18 protein-coding genes are annotated in these 16,146 nt (G+C 35.0%); 15 read left to right on the forward strand and 3 right to left on the reverse strand.

Translation table 11 applies throughout. The features are described from left to right. Nucleotides 1-3 precede the first annotated feature (3 nt). The 6 genes from NFR44_RS04360 to NFR44_RS04385 are packed head-to-tail and all read left to right on the forward strand — an operon-like array spanning nt 4 to nt 2,085. Nucleotides 4-288: a hypothetical protein gene (locus tag NFR44_RS04360; RefSeq protein ID WP_251441457.1), complete on the forward strand. Its 285-nt coding sequence runs from the start codon at nt 4-6 to the stop codon at nt 286-288. A 2-nt stretch (nt 289-290) separates the two neighbouring features. Continuing rightward, nucleotides 291-446, forward strand: a complete 156-nt coding sequence (locus NFR44_RS04365) for a CD1375 family protein (RefSeq protein WP_251441458.1) — start codon at nt 291-293, stop codon at nt 444-446. Between the two features lie 28 nt (nt 447-474). Then, entirely contained in the window at nt 475-735 is a 261-nt protein-coding gene (locus NFR44_RS04370) for a hypothetical protein (protein WP_251441459.1), read from the forward strand. 12 nt (nt 736-747) lie between these two features. Continuing rightward, complete coding sequence (locus NFR44_RS04375) at nt 748-984, forward strand: hypothetical protein (protein ID WP_251441460.1); 237 nt, start codon at nt 748-750, stop codon at nt 982-984. Then, nucleotides 984-1,532: an N-acetylmuramoyl-L-alanine amidase family protein gene (locus NFR44_RS04380; protein ID WP_251441461.1), complete on the forward strand. Its 549-nt coding sequence runs from the start codon at nt 984-986 to the stop codon at nt 1,530-1,532. Before NFR44_RS04375 ends, NFR44_RS04380 begins: the two co-directional genes overlap by 1 nt. Continuing rightward, nucleotides 1,522-2,085: a hypothetical protein gene (locus NFR44_RS04385; RefSeq protein ID WP_251441462.1), complete on the forward strand. Its 564-nt coding sequence runs from the start codon at nt 1,522-1,524 to the stop codon at nt 2,083-2,085. The genes NFR44_RS04380 and NFR44_RS04385 overlap by 11 nt, the downstream gene beginning before the upstream one ends. A gap of 258 nt (nt 2,086-2,343) precedes the next feature. Here the strand turns inward: NFR44_RS04385 and NFR44_RS04390 are convergent, their stop codons facing one another. Then, nucleotides 2,344-2,973 (reverse strand): TetR/AcrR family transcriptional regulator, encoded by a 630-nt coding sequence (locus NFR44_RS04390; protein WP_251441463.1) that lies wholly within the window; start codon nt 2,971-2,973, stop codon nt 2,344-2,346. Between the two features lie 230 nt (nt 2,974-3,203). Between NFR44_RS04390 and NFR44_RS04395 the strand changes: the two genes are divergently transcribed. Next, a complete protein-coding gene (locus NFR44_RS04395) occupies nt 3,204-4,064 on the forward strand; it encodes an MBL fold metallo-hydrolase (RefSeq protein WP_251441464.1) in 861 nt (286 codons plus the stop codon). A gap of 195 nt (nt 4,065-4,259) precedes the next feature. Here the strand turns inward: NFR44_RS04395 and NFR44_RS04400 are convergent, their stop codons facing one another. Continuing rightward, nucleotides 4,260-4,631, reverse strand: coding sequence for a pyridoxamine 5'-phosphate oxidase family protein (locus NFR44_RS04400; protein WP_251441465.1), 372 nt, complete (start codon nt 4,629-4,631; stop codon nt 4,260-4,262). Nucleotides 4,632-4,972: 341 nt separating this feature from the next. On the opposite strand from NFR44_RS04400, the gene NFR44_RS04405 reads away from it, so the two are divergent. Together NFR44_RS04405 and NFR44_RS04410 are read left to right on the forward strand one after the other, a co-directional pair. Continuing rightward, on the forward strand, nt 4,973-5,641 hold the full coding sequence (locus tag NFR44_RS04405) for an NAD(P)H-binding protein (protein ID WP_251441466.1): 669 nt from the start codon (nt 4,973-4,975) through the stop codon (nt 5,639-5,641). A 124-nt stretch (nt 5,642-5,765) separates the two neighbouring features. Beyond that, on the forward strand, nt 5,766-5,903 hold the full coding sequence (locus NFR44_RS04410) for a rubredoxin (RefSeq protein WP_251441467.1): 138 nt from the start codon (nt 5,766-5,768) through the stop codon (nt 5,901-5,903). A 206-nt stretch (nt 5,904-6,109) separates the two neighbouring features. Here NFR44_RS04410 and NFR44_RS04415 read toward each other — a convergent pair whose 3' ends face one another. Then, entirely contained in the window at nt 6,110-6,991 is an 882-nt protein-coding gene (locus NFR44_RS04415; protein ID WP_251441468.1) for a LysR family transcriptional regulator, read from the reverse strand. A 215-nt stretch (nt 6,992-7,206) separates the two neighbouring features. Here NFR44_RS04415 and NFR44_RS04420 point away from each other — a divergent pair, with 215 nt between their 5' ends. The 6 genes from NFR44_RS04420 to cas8c all read left to right on the forward strand — a co-directional run bounded on the left by NFR44_RS04420 (nt 7,207) and on the right by cas8c (nt 16,045). After that, complete coding sequence (locus NFR44_RS04420) at nt 7,207-8,049, forward strand: fumarate hydratase (RefSeq protein ID WP_251441469.1); 843 nt, start codon at nt 7,207-7,209, stop codon at nt 8,047-8,049. A gap of 9 nt (nt 8,050-8,058) precedes the next feature. Then, nucleotides 8,059-8,610, forward strand: coding sequence for a FumA C-terminus/TtdB family hydratase beta subunit (locus tag NFR44_RS04425; RefSeq protein WP_251441470.1), 552 nt, complete (start codon nt 8,059-8,061; stop codon nt 8,608-8,610). An 84-nt stretch (nt 8,611-8,694) separates the two neighbouring features. Beyond that, the gene (locus NFR44_RS04430; RefSeq protein ID WP_251441471.1) at nt 8,695-10,098 is read left to right on the forward strand and encodes an anion permease; all 1,404 of its coding nucleotides are present in this window, start codon (nt 8,695-8,697) and stop codon (nt 10,096-10,098) included. Between the two features lie 376 nt (nt 10,099-10,474). Continuing rightward, entirely contained in the window at nt 10,475-13,246 is a 2,772-nt protein-coding gene (locus NFR44_RS04435; protein ID WP_251441472.1) for a CRISPR-associated endonuclease Cas3'', read from the forward strand. 13 nt (nt 13,247-13,259) lie between these two features. Continuing rightward, nucleotides 13,260-14,057: a type I-C CRISPR-associated protein Cas5c gene (gene cas5c, locus NFR44_RS04440; RefSeq protein ID WP_251441473.1), complete on the forward strand. Its 798-nt coding sequence runs from the start codon at nt 13,260-13,262 to the stop codon at nt 14,055-14,057. Beyond that, complete coding sequence (cas8c, locus tag NFR44_RS04445; RefSeq protein WP_251441474.1) at nt 14,054-16,045, forward strand: type I-C CRISPR-associated protein Cas8c/Csd1; 1,992 nt, start codon at nt 14,054-14,056, stop codon at nt 16,043-16,045. The genes cas5c and cas8c overlap by 4 nt, the downstream gene beginning before the upstream one ends. Nucleotides 16,046-16,146: the final 101 nt, after the last annotated feature.

The following is a 16,146-nucleotide window of genomic DNA, read 5'->3' on the forward strand; positions in this document are numbered from 1 at the left end:
AATATGAATTATATTTTAGGCTTAGATAAAGACGGGGCTAGAATTGCTACTTATTTAGAAAGTTTACACTATGAAACATTAGAACAATGTAAAGAAGAAATTTTAAAAATTGAAGGCGTAGTTAAAGCAGAAGTATTAACCGAAGAAGAATACGAATCATATGTAGACATTCCCGTTTTTGAAGAAGATGTATTCGTAGAGGAAGCAGCCGCCGAAAATATCGAAGTAGATAACGCGACTTTATTAGAATTATTGGCTGATTTATACGAGAAAGTAGAGGGTATCTAATTATGGCAACATTCAAAATTAATCTATCTATGGTAAGTGTATACGCAAAATTAGTATTGCTGGGGAAACGTACCGTAACAGGCGAAGAAGGTAAGAAGCCAGTACCAGAAGAATATGTTTCTTATGTTCTGGAATGGTTAGACGCACACGCAGAATAATATATTTTATTATGAAAGGGCTGGTATATTGGACGATACGCAAGCTTTAATTTTATCTATAGTAGAAGATATTCAATCAGACATGAAGGCTTTACGCAAAACGCAAGAAGAACTAAATACGAAAATGGCTGTAAATGAATCCAGAATTTCTACGCTAGAAAGAGATGTAACAGAACATAATACACGGCTAACCCTCTTAGAAAATAAGGATAATAAAGCGACTGGAATTCTTTCATTTTTCTTGTTTGTAATTCCTACAGCAATCGCTATTGTTTCTTTATTCTTTTAAGGGGGTAATTTTATGAACTGGATAAAAGAGAACTTAAATATTAATGTATTAACCATTATTTTATTTCTGGCTATGTTCGCGTATGGCTGGTATCAGAACGGGGCTAATCAAGCTGATTTTGATTTAAGTATCATTTTAACGGCTTATGGTATCTTATTCAGTAAAGACGTTTTAACACATACCGTTACAGCTATTAATAAGACTAAAACAAGAACTACTACACTAAAGAAAGAAGAAGGTGCTAAGTAATGAAGGTTTTTATTAATCAAGGACACGATAGGAAATACGATTCTGGGGCTGTAAATAATAATTATGGCGTAACAGAAGCTAATATCGTATATGAAATTGGCGAATTAGTAGCTAAATACTTGCGTGCTGTAGGCTTTGATGTAACGACTATGCAATCAGATAACTTATATTACGATTCTAGCTATAGCGATAGGGCTGTTCCTATTTGTGCTGCTGCTAATGATTGGCAAGCTGATATATTTATCTCTATTCACTGTAACGCGTTTAACGGCGTCGCTAAAGGTACTGAATGCTTAGTATATAATGTTGGTGGCAATGCAGAAGCATTAGCTAATTGTATTCAAAATCAAATCGTAAATAGCCTTGATACGGTTGATAGGGGCTTAAAGATACGACCAGATTTAATAGTATTAAAAAGAACGGCTATGACGGCTGTATTAGTTGAAACAGCCTTTATAGACAATGAATCAGACGTACAGTTACTAATGAATCAAACGGACGATTTCGCACGTGCAATAGCCAGAGGGGTAACAGATTATGTATCGTGAATTTTTCTTAAAATTTAAGAAGATATTACCACTTTTACTAATAGCAGTGGTTATATTATTGTGCTATCTTGCTTATAACAAGCGCGTAAGTGATAGTCAAATACCTATCCAGCCAGTAAGTAAAATAACCACTAAAAACGTTGTAGAAGCACAAAAGAAGGCTGATACATATATTAGTGACAAAGACGCTGTACAAGTCACAAAAGAAATACATAAGGTATCAGAAAAGCCAGCTAACATACAATACGTAACGTATACGCAAGCGGAAGCTGATACCAAAGCTAATACATTAGTACAAAAAGAAAAGGCTGATTATGTAATCAAGGAAACAACCCCAAATACTGATAATCAGCCAATTAATAATAATTTTTATTCGATTACACAAGAAAAGAAAAATAGAATAGCTGTAGGAATCGCTTACATAGATAAGGATTACTATGCAACTGTAGCATATCAAAAAGAACGCTTACAAATTGAAGCTTATAAAGGCTTATCAAATCGTCATAATAAATTGGACGGCGTAGGCGTTTCTTATGATGTTGTAAAATGGTAATATATAGTATAATTTTTTTAATTTATTAGCCCCCTTATAACAAAGGGGGCATTATTTTTTTTTTGTAAAGTAAAGAGTAGCATATTATCTTTAGTAAGTTTTGGTACATTAAGTGGTACATCAAAAAGTTTAGAATCCTCATAAAAGTTATTGATAAAGTTTATCAAATGTCATTCGTAATGAGTAGGTCGTAGGTTCAAGTCCTATTATCGGCTCCATAAGAAAACAGCGTAGGTCATTGATCTGCGCTGTTTTTGTTTATAGAGCTGTAAAATTTTTTAATCCATCTAAGCCTTTTACCATAAAGTGAAAGAGTGCTTTTTGTGCAAGGAGCCAATCATCACTTCGCTGCCAGTTATATTGTTGATTAATGGCATATAGTCCATGAACGCAAAATAAAAATATTGACTCTGCTAGTTTGGGCGATATATCTAATTGGTGGGCCAAGCTGTTCACTTGTTCGGTTTGCTCTTTATAGTATAAGTTATTAATAATATATTCGCTTAAGCTAGGATCTTTAAATAAAGGTATATATTTGGGGTCTGCGGATACTCGTTGACATAATGGCAATTTATGAAAAATTGAGTCATAGGCTTTATGTAAGTCTTCCATAGTAGTAGCATTTTGTAATGCTTGGTTAATAATCATTAAGTTATTTGGAGCAGTATCTGTTTGTCCAGCCGCTGATATAGCATCATCTAATAGTTCTGAGAGAATTTCTGTTACATTAGCATAATGTAGATAGAAGGTAGCACGGGTAATTCCCGCCAATTGGCTAATTTTAGAAATAGTTAGTTTATCAAAAGAATTTTGCGTTAAAGCATAGAGAAGACCTTCTTTAATTTGGTGACGTGTGTATTCTTTGCGACTCATAGGTTTTGGTTGCATTTGTAATCCCTCATAATATTAAAAACGAGTTTTATTTATTATATTAGTATTTACTCCGATTTTGACAAAATCATACAAAGTGTAAAAATAATAGACATATTGTCTACTTTTGTTGAGTTAAGTATAACAATTATTGCTATACTAAGTCTATAAAAAGTATAAAATCAATGGAATAGTTGGTTTTTACAAAGTGTATATTAGAAAAAGTTCGTAATAAGAGGAGTTATACTATGAAATTTAAAAAATTAGGTGTTTCTTTATTAGCAGCTACAGTTTTAACAACTTGGGGAATTACAGTTTCTGCAGATAGTTCCTATGAACACATTCGTAATGCTACCGGTAAGTTGACATATAATGACACTACGATTTTAATTGATCCATTTTTTGCTAGTAAAAATAGTCATCCTGGTTTTGAAGGGACTTTTAATGAGACCCAACGAATGCCATTAGTTGATTTGCCAAAATCTATTGATGAGATTTTAAAAGGTGTTGATGTAGTTGTAGTGACACATACTCATTTAGACCATTGGGATGATAAGGCTGCAGAAAGTATTGATAAAAATATGCCGATTTATGTACAGCATAAGGCGGATCAAGAGTTAATTAAAAAGCAAGGTTTTACAGATGTACGTGTGCTTAGTGAAAGTACTACATTCGGTGGTGTAACTATGACTCATCGTAATGGTTCACATGGTACTGAAGAAATGTATGAAAATAAAGTCTTGGGGGCAGCCTTAGGAGAATCTATGGGTGTCGTGTTCTCTATGCCAAATGAAAAAACAGTATATTTAGTGGGGGACACTATTTGGACTCCAGAGGTAACAAAATCTATTAATAAATATAATCCTGATGTATTGATTATGAATACTGGGTATGCAAAAATGTTAGGGTATGAAGATAGTATTATTATGGGGACTGAAGATGTAGGAAAAGCTGCTAAATTAGCTCCTAATGCAAAGATTTTAACCGTTCATATGGATACTGTTAATCATACAGCTACTAGTCGTGACGATATGAGAAAATATGTGGATGGTACAAAATTAAATGGACAAGTTACCATTCCTGAAGATGGAGAAACAGTAAACTTATAAGTTGATGTGTTAAGTGGATATAAGACACTCTGTTGTATATTATGATTAATAGACTGTCATTAATCTGGCCTTTTTAAAATAGTAGCATATAGTAAATCAAAACGCTGTAATCATAGATGGTATATATTTAGGATACCTTGTAGTTTGATTACAGCGTTTTATTATAAAGATTATCTTATTAAGAATGAAATATGATCATAGAAGCTGTTTAGCAGATTCTACTTTGATTGCTAATACTCGCTTTAGAAATGGGAATTCAGCGTACATTTCATCATAAATAGGACCGTTAGCAATGAAATCAGCTGTGCCTTCTAGACGGAAGCCAGTTCCTTGATAGCCATTAAAGCCTTCTACTTCGCGCGCTCCTAAAGTAACGATTACACGGTTATTTTTCTCAATATCTGCCTCGGTAGAGGTCATGCCAGCAGCTGGAATTAATAGGGTGTTTTCTTTTACTTTTAAATAGGAATTCCAAGTATTTGTTACATGAGCTTCGTTATCACTCCAAGTCGTAATGGATACAACGCCTTCATATTTTAGAACTTCAAAAAACTTTTCAGATAACATTGTGTTCTCCTTGTTATAGTATAGAATATGTTTTAAAAATATTTACTTATATGTTTATTATATCATGAATTTAATGAGAAAATATATCAAATAATAATGAAGAATGAAAGGCTATCTAAATAATAGATGTCATTTTAATATATCAGATAATTTTTTGATAAGCTAAGATGAGGTATAATAGAGGTAAGACATATAAAAATATAAGGCAAATAAGAAGATAAGAGAAGTAAGAGCGAAGAGACATAAGGCAAATAAGAGAAATAAGAGAATAAAAGAAATAAAAAAGAATCTATAGGTTGGAAAAGTAGATTGAGTTTATTTGTAATTTGGAGGCATAGCGTATGAAAGCAATTATATTAGGTGCTACTGGGGCTACCGGGCAGGATGTTTTAGAGTTAGTATTAGCGAATCCATTATTTGATTCAGTGGAAATTTTTGTGCGGCGGAATCCAGGGATTACTCATAAAAAATTAATTACGCATATAGTGGATTTTGATCAAATGGAACATTGGCAATCGGCTATTATGGGCGATGTTTTATTTTCTTGTTTAGGTACAACGCGTAAGGATGCAGGTAGTAAGGAACAACAGTGGAAGGTGGATTACCATTATCAGTTGGAGTTTGCTAAGGCTGCAAAGATGAATGGTGTTAGTCATTATGTATTAGTTTCTACAGTAATGGCATCGTCAGATTCGAAGTTCTTTTATACTCGCATTAAGGGTGAATTGGAAGAGGCGATTAAGGAATTACATTTTGCTAAGACTACAATTTTACAGCCACCTGCATTAGTGCGTAAGCATACCACTCGTTGGAGTGAACGGATAAGCACAGGTATATTAGGGTTTTTAAATAAAAAAGGTTGGTTTGAGGATAAGAAGCCAATGCCTACTGAAATCCTAGCAAAAGCTATGATTGTAGCGATTACGTCGCAACCTGTGGGTTGTGAAATTTGGAGCAGTTCTCGTATTTGGAATGCGGGCCTTGCTTTTGATTCGATTTCACTATATTGATATTTTTAGTTATAAGTCGTACAATAAAGCTGTAAATTAGTAATAAATTATAAGCAGTAAAGTAAGATTCATTATAAAGGACATATTATAAACAGCTCATTATATTCCTAAGGAGGAAAAACCTATGAACGAAAAATATGTATGCTTAGTATGTGGTTATGTGTATGATGAAGAAGCTGAAGGTGTAAAGTTTGCTGATTTACCAGCTGATTGGGAATGTCCTACTTGTGGAGTGGGGAAGGATCAATTTGAAAGAATGTAATGGCTACGAAATGTATGGTAATGTATTTATGATTTAATGAATAAAAGACGATTGTTTAGGGCTAATAGCCTTAGACAGTCGTCTTTTTGTGTTACTTTCATATTGTGTTTTATAATTCTTTATTTTTCTACCACTCAGACTTTAGTTATTATAGTTTCGTTATAAAAGTGGTTGTTAGCACGAGAAAATGGATGCTGTAAGTCTTATTATTGCTGTGTGAAGGGAATTTGTTTAATAAAATTGATTAAATCTTTCATTGCATAGGAAAGGTATTTATTTTTTCGCCAAACTAAGCCTATGGTAACGGTTAATGGTGGATCCATAGAGATTAGTTCTACATCATTTCTATTTAAATTAGCAATGTCTAATAAAAAGGATAAGCCAACGCCTTTGGCTACTGAATCAATATTAGTTTCTATTTGATTAGAAGAGAGTACGATTTTGGGTAAAAAACCACAAGCTTCACAGTGGGCGAGGACATTTTGGCGATGTACAGAATCAATCTTCATTAGAATGAGAGATTCTTCTTTTAAATAGTCAAAGGGAACTTTCTTGTACGAATGGAAGGGATGTTGGCTAGGAATACATAATTTATGTTCACTTTTAAATAGTGGAATGGCTTCTAATTTAGGTGAAATAGTATCTATAATCACAATGCCCAAGTCCGCTTCTTCGGCTAATACTCGTTCAGATACCCCTACAGAGCCTTCTACTAATACATTTAGTTCCCATTGGGGATATTCTTGGCGAAAGTGATTAAGTAAAGGGGTAAATAAATAGGCACTAATCATAGGTGGAATACCAATAGTAACAGTACCAGAGAGTTTATGTTTTTCATCCTTCACTTCATCGACGGCATTTTGTAGTTGCATAAGTGTTTGCTTTATAGAGTTATAGAATATATGACCTTTTTCTGTTAAGGTCATTTTTTTATATTCTCGTTTAAATAACTCTATACCCAATTCATCTTCTAATTTTTTTATGGCAACGGTTATATTAGGCTGTGATACATAGTGTTGTTGCGCTGCCTTAGTCATATTACCTAATTCGGCCACTGAAATAAAGAATTCTAATTGCTTCAACTCCATGGAGGGCTCCTTATATATAACGTAAATAGTCTGGTGAAATAAATCTAGCGGTAAAATGCTTTGAAATAAATAATATTTAGTTTGATAAATTATATTTATTGCATAATTATTATAACATATTTCACAAAAAGTTATGCAATTGCTATGATTGTGCTAACGAAAGTCGTTATAAAAAGTTTGTAAAGGTTAGTGTATTGCGTATTAGGAGGTCTAACATGAGAGTATTACAGACAGAAGCATTAATTCCTGTCATTGAAAAGTTATGTATTAAGGCTTGTTGTGAATTAAATGATAATGTAATGGATGCATTTCGCAAAGCTTTAGAAACAGAAGAATCACCCATTGGTAAACAATCGTTAGAAATTATTGTTGAAAATGGTGAATTTGCTAAAAAAGAGCAGTTGCCATGTTGTCATGATACAGGTGTAGCCGTTGTATTGTTAGAATGTGGTCAAGAGGTATGCTGGGAAGGTATGCCGTTGGAAGATGCTGTAAATGAAGGGGTAAGACGTGGTTATACCAATGGCTATTTGCGTAAGTCTGTAGTAGCGGATCCTTTAAATCGTGAAAATACAAATGATAATACGCCAGCTATGTTACATGTTGAAATTGTACCAGGCAATCAAGTAAAAGTAACAGTAATGCCTAAAGGTGGCGGTAGTGAAAACATGGGAGCTTTTAAAGTTTTATTACCTGGTGAAGGCAAAGAAGGAGTTAAACAATTTTTGCTTGATACAGTAGCTAAAGTAGGTGGCAATCCTTGTCCTCCATATATTATTGGTATCGGTGTAGGTGGTACTATGGATACGTGTGCTTGGATGGCTAAAAAAGCATTATTACGGCCTATCGGTGACCGTAATCCAAACCCATATTATGCTGAACTAGAAGATGAATTTTTGGAAGCTGTCAATAAATCTGGTATTGGTCCTATTGGTATGGGTGGGACTGTAACTGCCTTAGATGTACATATTGATTATCATGGGGTGCATATTACAGCATTACCAGTGGCGATTAATTTTCAATGTAATGCGGCACGTCAGGCGAGTGAAGTGATTTAGGAGGCTATTATGGAACGGGATGTACAATTACCTTTAACAAAAGAATTTGTGAAACAATTAAAAGTAGGCGATGTTTTATATTTAACAGGCTATGTATATACATGTCGTGATGCGGCACATAAGCGAATTAAAGACTTATTAGAGGCTGGTGAAGAATCACCATTAGATTGGACGAATCAATTGGTATATTATGCAGGACCATGTCCACCTCAACCAGGTCAAGTATTTAATTCTAATGGTCCTACAACAGCAGCACGTATGGATCCATTTGTTGAAATGATGTTTCAATTAGGTGCCGTCGCTTTTTTAGGCAAGGGTGATCGTGCCCCTTATGTAGCTGATTTATGTAAGCAATATGGCGGTGTATCGTTGTTAGGCGTTGGTGGGGCATCGGCTATTAATGCGGCTCGTGTAAAATCAGCAGAGATTGTGTTATATCCTGAATTGGGGACAGAATCTATTAAAAAACTATACTTTGATCGCTTCCGCGTTATTGTAGGAATTGATACAGAAGGTAATGTATTACAACAGCAAGAAGTAGCAAAGTATAAGAAAGCTTAATATTGCCCGTGGGTATGTAATAATTAATAATTACAATAATAAGAGTTTACGATTAGGTAAATATAGGTATATTATATGAATCATATGAGGAAAACGATAGCGTCTTGGGTAGTGCCTATTATAGTGGGTGTTGGGATTGCAATTTCACCAGTACCAGCAGGGCTTTCTAATCAAGCGTGGTATTTATTAGCTGTATTTTTGGGAACTATCATTGGTTTTATATTGCAACCATTGCCAATTGGTGCTATTGCATTTATTAGTATTACAATTACACAATTGGCTAATATTTTAAAGCCGAGTCAGGCTTTAGCTGGATTTGGTAATAGTAGTATTTGGTTAATTGTAGCAGCCTTTTTGTTTGCTAAAAGCTTTATAAAAACGGGGTTAGGGCGGCGAATCGCTTTTTGGCTAATTAAGAAAATGGGGACGAGTACCTTAAAATTAGCGTATACGATTATTTTAAGTGATTTGATTATTAGTCCAGCGACACCTTCTAATGCAGCGAGAGCTGGGGGGATTTTATTTCCCATTGTAAGAGGTTTAGCCTCTGCATTTGATTCAGAACCAAATAAGAACCCCCGTCGAGTAGGCGCTTTTTTGATGCAAGCTGAATATCAAGGAAATACAATAACGTCAGCAATGTTTATGACTTCTATGGCAGGCAATCCATTAGCCATTTTATTAGCTAGCCAAGCCTTAGGCATTAATATGTCTTGGGGCACTTGGGCCTTGGCAGCTATTGTTCCAGGTTTAATCGCGTTAGCAGTGGTTCCGTATTATTTGTATAAAGTGTATCCGCCAGAATTAAAAAAGACGCCAGAAGCACAAGCATTAGCCCATAGAGAATTAGCAGATATGGGGCCTATGAGTAATTCTGAAAAGATGGTAGCTGTTATTTTTATAGGCGCTTTGTTATTGTGGAGCACCTCTAATATTACTGGGATTCATGCGACAGTAGTTGCTTTGTTAGGGGTATCTAGTATGTTGGTCACAAGAATTTTAGAGTGGCAGGATGTATTGGATGAAAAAGGTGCTTGGGATACATTGATTTGGATGGGCACACTGGTAGGGTTAGCAGGTCAGCTAGCTAAGACAGGAATCATTGACTGGATGTCAGTTCATATTAGTAGTGCCTTAGTTGGTGTATCTTGGTTGGCAACTTTAACTATTTTATTGCTTATTTATTTCTATATTCATTATGGCTTTGCAAGTTTAACTGCTCATATTACAGCTTTATATTCCGCATTTGTTACGATTGCTGTAGCGGCAGGCGCACCTGTATATTTGGCTGTTTTAGTATTTGCATTTGCTTCTAATTTATGTATGTCATTAACGCATTATGCAGCTGCACCAGCACCAATCTATTTTGGGGCTGGCTATGTATCACAACAAACTTGGTGGAAGTTAGGATTCCAAGTTTCTGTGATTAACATAATAATTTGGTTCGGTATTGGTTCTGCTTGGTGGTATATGTTAGGTTTATGGTAATAAAGACAGCAGGTCTGTATAGACCTGCTGTTTTTTACTATGCTACTATGCAATGTTGAGTAATTATATTGAAAAATACGTATAATGAGTGTTTGAAGTGCATAAAAGTTCTATGTTACAATTTATGTAGAATTACCGAAAGGTAATGGGGAGCTTGACTCCTCGCGTCTCCGCGTTGGCGGTGTGGATTGAAGAGTGTTTTTGGTACTAAAAAGAAGAGATTAAAAACTGTTGTGAATAATAGTATGCTAGATTTATTATTTACAACAGTTCTCTTTTATATAAGGTCAATCAAGTATTAAAAAAGTGAAAACAGGGCTTGCAGATTTTGCAAATGGCGAGTATAATACAAATTAAAGATATGGAGGGATTTAAAGTGAAAAATATTAAAGTTCGTGTTATTGGTACTAATTTAAAAGAGATTAAAGTGCAATACATCTTTGACCACTTGCAAAATTGTGCAGAATATTCTAAAGAAATAGGGGTAGAGATTGGCATACCGTCAATGTGTTTCTTGGTAGGATTGCTACATGACTCGGGTAAGGCAACAACAGCCTTTCAGAGATATATCAGTGGTGAAACAAAGGGGAAAGTTATTCATTCGAATACGGGTGCTCGTTATTTAAAAGAATTGAATAAAACAGCTTGGAAAAATGTGCAGGTGAAACAAGAAAACATAACTAAAGAAGAACAGGAACAACGTGAGCTATATCTCGCGCTGATGCAGTATGCGATCTTAGCTCATCATGGACTTTTTGATATATTCAAAGACAATTCATGTAAATTTATAAGTCGTATTAATGACTATAAAATCGAGTATGGTGAAAATAAAGAAGAAGAACAAGAATTTTTTACTATATTAAATGATTGGCTAGTAGATAATTATGAGCAAACTTTAGAAGATCTATTTATTAAAGGGTATGAAGAATTCTCAAAATGGAATGCTTTAAAGGAAGAGTTACTTGAGGCCTATGATCCGATAGCGAATAAAAATGAGCGTGCTATCGCCAAAGCCACCTACGATGGTTATCAGGCAAGGCTGATCTTATCGATCTTGAAAGATAGTGACATTTATGATTCTGCAAATTTTGGTCGAGATATTATTGATAAGCGCTATAGTGTAGAGGAAACGCAATCTATTTGGGGTGAATTAAGTCAGCAGGTTACCACTTTTTATAATCAATTTGGCACACCTACTAGTGAATTAAATCGTGTGCGCACAGCATTAGCGGATGAGGTATTAGCAAAGGCAACGCAATGCTGTGAAGGGAATTTTAAATTAGATATGCCCGTAGGTTCAGGTAAGACTTATGCAGCCTTACGTTTTGCTGTAGAAAATGCCAAGCATTTTAAGAAAAAACGCATTTTCTATACTACGGCGTTTTTATCTGTCCTTGAACAAAATGCACAGGAAATACGAGATGTTTTAACAGCAAAGGGAACTAGAACCGACATAGAAGGTCATATTTTAGAACATCATTCTAATGTGATTGATGATTATAGAGAAAAATTGTTAGATGATGAACATGCTTTAGACAATTCATACACCGAAGAAGCAGACTATAGTTATGTAAACTATTTACGTGAGTCCTGGGAGATCCCAGTGGTGCTAACTACGATCGTACAGCTTAGTAATACTTTGTTTGCTAGTCGAGCAGCCTCCATTCGTAGATTTTGTAAGCTAATAAAAGCTACAATAATCATTGACGAGATTCAAAGTTTGCCGCCTGAAATTATCTATAATTACAATTTGATGATGAACTTTTTGACTAAAATGGCAGGGGCTACGCTGATCCATTGTACGGCAACACCACCAGGCTATGATCAGAGTGCCGTATTGCGTTACCCTTGTATCTATGGTTATCGCACCTTGGCTAAGGGGACAGAAGTACCGCTGATTGAATTGACCTCTAAAGAAAATAGCACTAATAAAGTCTTTTCACGGGTAGAATATAGAAGTTTATTAGGTCCAGATAACCAGGCTAACTTATCCACAGAAGCGTTGGTGAATCATATTTTAGAGCGGATTAAGTCAGAACAAAGTATTTTGGTTGTAGTTAACACGAAGAAAGCAGTGAGTACTTTATATGATGCCCTAGAAATGGCATTAATAGACAATGGCCAAGAAGATGATATTTCTTTATTTAATTTAACTACAAATCAATGTGCGGCACATCGATTACATTATATTTCGACGATTAAAGCGCAATTAAAAGCTTTGCGCAAAGGAGAGAGTCAACAACGTTTGATTTGTGTTAGCACAAATTTAATTGAAGCGGGCGTAGATGTAGATTTTGATGTGGTATATCGGTCATTAATTGGTATTGATAGCATTATTCAATCGGCTGGACGTTGTAATCGTGAGGGTAAAAAGCAAGGAAATGGGCTCATGTATATCATGAACTATGGAAAAGATGATATAGGACGAATTTCTTTGTTTGAAAACGCACAGAAAGCCACCAAGACTTTATTGAGTCAAATAGATACGCAAAAATGGATTTCTAATAAAGAGGATTCAAGCTTCACGATGACGAACTCTATTAATGAGCTATTAGTGGCCTATAATCAAGAGCTGTATAGAAATTTACAAAATAAAGATAGTGAAGCTTTAAAATATGAAATTAAAATTAACGGTAATAAGTCTAAGCTAACGCTGCTAGATTTATTGAGTACTAATCAGCGAATTTATGATGAATTTTCTCAAAAAATGGCATTAAAGGCTGATTCTAATCAAGGGCAATTAGTAAAGGCTAATCTTGCGAGCTTATTAAGAGGCAAGAAGTTAACGAGTAAAATAAATCCTATACTGAAGCAAAGTTTTCGGACTGCTGGCGATAATTTTAGATTGATTGATGATAATACAGTAACTGTTATTGTGCCGTACGATAGTGAAGAGTGCACGGCTTTGCTAAATAAGCTATATAATATTCTGGACCAAATTATTACTTGGTCTGGGGATGATATGTATAAAGAATTAAGACAAGTTTTACGTCGGTTACAACGATATACTATTTCAATTCGTCGTGACATGATTAATAAGTGTGCTGTGTCTTGGGAATTAGATAAGCAAATTTGTATCTTACAAAAGCAAGATTATGATGATAAAAAAGGGCTTATAAAGGGTGATATGGAAATATTAGTTTATTAGAGGAGGGGATGCTATGTTTCAATCCAAGCCATTTTATATGAAGGTTTATGGTGACTATGCTTTATTCACGGATCCTATGTCAAAAGGGGGCGGTGAAAAGTTTACGTATCAAGTGCCGACGTATCAAGCGCTGAAAGGTATTGTGGAAGCATCTTATTGGAAGCCGAGTATCTACTATGTGATCGATGAAGTGAAAGTGTTAAATCCCGTAAAGATGGAAACACGTGGCATTTTATTACCTTTGGGAACGTCGGATAGTAAAACAGGTATTCCCAATAAAGATTTATCGTATTTTACATATTTAAAAGATGTAGCCTATGCGATTAAGTTTCACTTTGAGTGGAATGAGCAGTTTCCTGATATGAAGGCTGATTGGGATGAGAAAAAACATGAACAGATTATACTACGCTCTATGAGTAGAGGGGGTCGTCGGGATATTTTCTTAGGTACGAGAGAATGTATAGGCTATGTTCAGCGCTTACGAGAAAGTGATTATGAAGCATTACAACCAGTTAAAACGGGTGATGTTTCTTATGGAATTATGTTTCACTCCTTTGTGTATCCTGGGTTTGCCAATCAGGATACACGGGAGCCACGTCAAAAAGGGGTAACACAGTCCTATACAGATGGTCATTTATATTCTAATTTTACATCCATTTTTATGCGTGATGGGGTAATTAGTTTTATACGACCAGAAGAGTGTGAAATTACGCATAAATTACGGCCATATCCTAAGTTAAAAGACATACGATATATGTCGGTTGATGAGGAATTAGCTTTATATGATACAGAAGGGGGTGACAGTGAATGAATCTATTGAAGGTACTATTAACTACTTATGATCAAGCCCTTAGTTGTGGGGTGGTGGATAATAGTGACAATATGAAGGAGCCCAATCTATTGCCCTTGTATCATAGTAATAAAAAATCGGCAACTGGCAAGGATATCTTTGTGATTACCTTAAATGAAGAAGGTCGACTGATTAAGGGGTCTTATTTGGAGCAAAATGAGTATATTGTTTTTCCTGTAACAGAAGAGTCGATTAATCGAACGACTAATGCAGCGCCTCATCCTATTTGTGATGAAGTGAGCTATTTAGTTAGTGATGGCACTAAAAAAGGTATTGAAAAAAATAAATTGTACTTTGAAGTGCAGGAGGATATAAAAACCTTTTTAGAACAGCACAATAAACAAAATATAGCGTTTCAAGCTATATATCGCTATGTGAGAGGGAATACCCTGTTGGAAGATATTGCAAATAATATAACTAAAGGGGAAGCCTATACCTTAGATGGTTCAGCGGTAATATATGAAGAGGCAGGCAAGCAAACTAAAGTTGATTTAGCTAAATTATTTATTACCTTTGAAATAGCGTATGCAGATAAGGGTATAATCACTGTTTCACAAGATAAGGAGCTTCATCAGTTATATATTGAGTATGTAACGGCGCAGAATGAAGCACAGCCAGAACAAGAATATTGTGATATTTCTGGTAAAAAAATGTACTGCATTAGTACTCACCGTGGACTTGTGGGTAAAGCGAAGTTAATTAGTATTAGTAATCATAAGGATACTTACTTTGGCCGATTCACCGATGGGGAGCAGATTATTCATATTGGCTATGAAACGTCGCAAAAAATCCATAATATGTTGAAATTCTTACTAGATAGCGATAAATATAAGCATTATTTAGGAGAAAACTCCTATTGTGTATCTTGGCTTTCTTATGATTTATTAGCAGCGCAAGCCCCTTTATATGAAGACCAAGAAGTTCGACAGTCTGATGAGGGCTACTCCAGTGATGAAACACAAGTAGATGAAACGGAAAATGACGATACTTCAGCAGAACCTATGAAGCATGAAGATGTACTATTAGGTTATATTGTTCCTGCGTTGACTCGTTATTTTGCTGGCGTTAGTGAGCGTGAAGTGACAGAAGCGGACGATTTTTTCTGTGTTTTGATTATTGAAAAAAGTAGTAATGGCCGTATGTCTGTGAAATATTTCCAAAGTTTTGCTATTTCAGATATTAAAGAACGGGCTCAGCAATGGTATATCGATTTGGCTTGGCCTCATTGGGATGTGGAAAATCAGACTCGCATTATGCAAGCACCTAGTTTGCGGAAGTTGATTAACTATACTTACGGTGAAGAAGGCGATAAAGGGATTATTTGTCAACAAAAAAAGGTAGTGCGCAAAAATTTAGAACGACTTTTGCCTTGTGTTTTAACAGGTAAACCATTGCCTATTGATTTTTATCAGACCGCGGTTAATCGGTTAAAAAATAGAGAATCATACGATAAATTCTGGGATGCTGCACTAAATCGTTGTTGTAGTATTATAAAGAAACATAAAGCGGATAAGGGCTATCAAGTGTTTGATGAGAAGGGGGCTTTGCGTATGGAAAATTCACGCAGTTTCTTGTATGGTCGTTTACTAGCGACCTATGAAAAGTTAGAAATGGATGCTATGTCTAGTAATAGTAAAAGTGAAGGCCGTATAACAAATGCGGAACGCTTGTGGAGTGCTATGCAGAGCCGACCATTGCAAATTTCTGTTTTATTACAGCGTAAGAGCATGCCGTATCAGAATAGTTTGAAAAAGAGAAAAATGGGGCTATATGTTAATTACGATAAACTATTAACGGAATTGTATACGGCGATTAAAGCTACAGAAGAAAATACTCTTGTAGCAAGAGCTGTGTTAAAAGAAGACTTTATACTTGGTTATTATGCACAAAAACAAAGTTTTTATACTAAGAAAGATAAAACAGAGGTTAAGCTTGAAACTGAAGAATAGGCTAACAGTTAAGAATGATTAAAAGTGGAGAGTAATTTAAAACTGTAGTGATCGAATACGAGTGGTCTACAGAGAAATATATGCAAGTCTAAGTCATAATG

Origin of the sequence: Veillonella intestinalis (genome assembly GCF_943193155.1) — a bacterium.
Classification (GTDB): domain Bacteria; phylum Bacillota; class Negativicutes; order Veillonellales; family Veillonellaceae; genus Veillonella_A; species Veillonella_A intestinalis.

Coding starts and splice junctions, on each gene's coding strand:
- NFR44_RS04360 (WP_251441457.1), top strand. CDS start 4: ATGAATTATATTTTAGGCTTAGATAAAGACGGGGCTAGAATTGCTACT.
- NFR44_RS04365 (WP_251441458.1), top strand. CDS start 291: ATGGCAACATTCAAAATTAATCTATCTATGGTAAGTGTATACGCAAAA.
- NFR44_RS04375 (WP_251441460.1), top strand. CDS start 748: ATGAACTGGATAAAAGAGAACTTAAATATTAATGTATTAACCATTATT.
- NFR44_RS04380 (WP_251441461.1), top strand. CDS start 984: ATGAAGGTTTTTATTAATCAAGGACACGATAGGAAATACGATTCTGGG.
- NFR44_RS04385 (WP_251441462.1), top strand. CDS start 1,522: ATGTATCGTGAATTTTTCTTAAAATTTAAGAAGATATTACCACTTTTA.
- NFR44_RS04390 (WP_251441463.1), bottom strand. CDS start 2,973: ATGCAACCAAAACCTATGAGTCGCAAAGAATACACACGTCACCAAATT.
- NFR44_RS04395 (WP_251441464.1), top strand. CDS start 3,204: ATGAAATTTAAAAAATTAGGTGTTTCTTTATTAGCAGCTACAGTTTTA.
- NFR44_RS04400 (WP_251441465.1), bottom strand. CDS start 4,631: ATGTTATCTGAAAAGTTTTTTGAAGTTCTAAAATATGAAGGCGTTGTA.
- NFR44_RS04405 (WP_251441466.1), top strand. CDS start 4,973: ATGAAAGCAATTATATTAGGTGCTACTGGGGCTACCGGGCAGGATGTT.
- NFR44_RS04410 (WP_251441467.1), top strand. CDS start 5,766: ATGAACGAAAAATATGTATGCTTAGTATGTGGTTATGTGTATGATGAA.
- NFR44_RS04415 (WP_251441468.1), bottom strand. CDS start 6,991: ATGGAGTTGAAGCAATTAGAATTCTTTATTTCAGTGGCCGAATTAGGT.
- NFR44_RS04420 (WP_251441469.1), top strand. CDS start 7,207: ATGAGAGTATTACAGACAGAAGCATTAATTCCTGTCATTGAAAAGTTA.
- NFR44_RS04425 (WP_251441470.1), top strand. CDS start 8,059: ATGGAACGGGATGTACAATTACCTTTAACAAAAGAATTTGTGAAACAA.
- NFR44_RS04430 (WP_251441471.1), top strand. CDS start 8,695: ATGAGGAAAACGATAGCGTCTTGGGTAGTGCCTATTATAGTGGGTGTT.
- cas5c (WP_251441473.1), top strand. CDS start 13,260: ATGTTTCAATCCAAGCCATTTTATATGAAGGTTTATGGTGACTATGCT.
- cas8c (WP_251441474.1), top strand. CDS start 14,054: ATGAATCTATTGAAGGTACTATTAACTACTTATGATCAAGCCCTTAGT.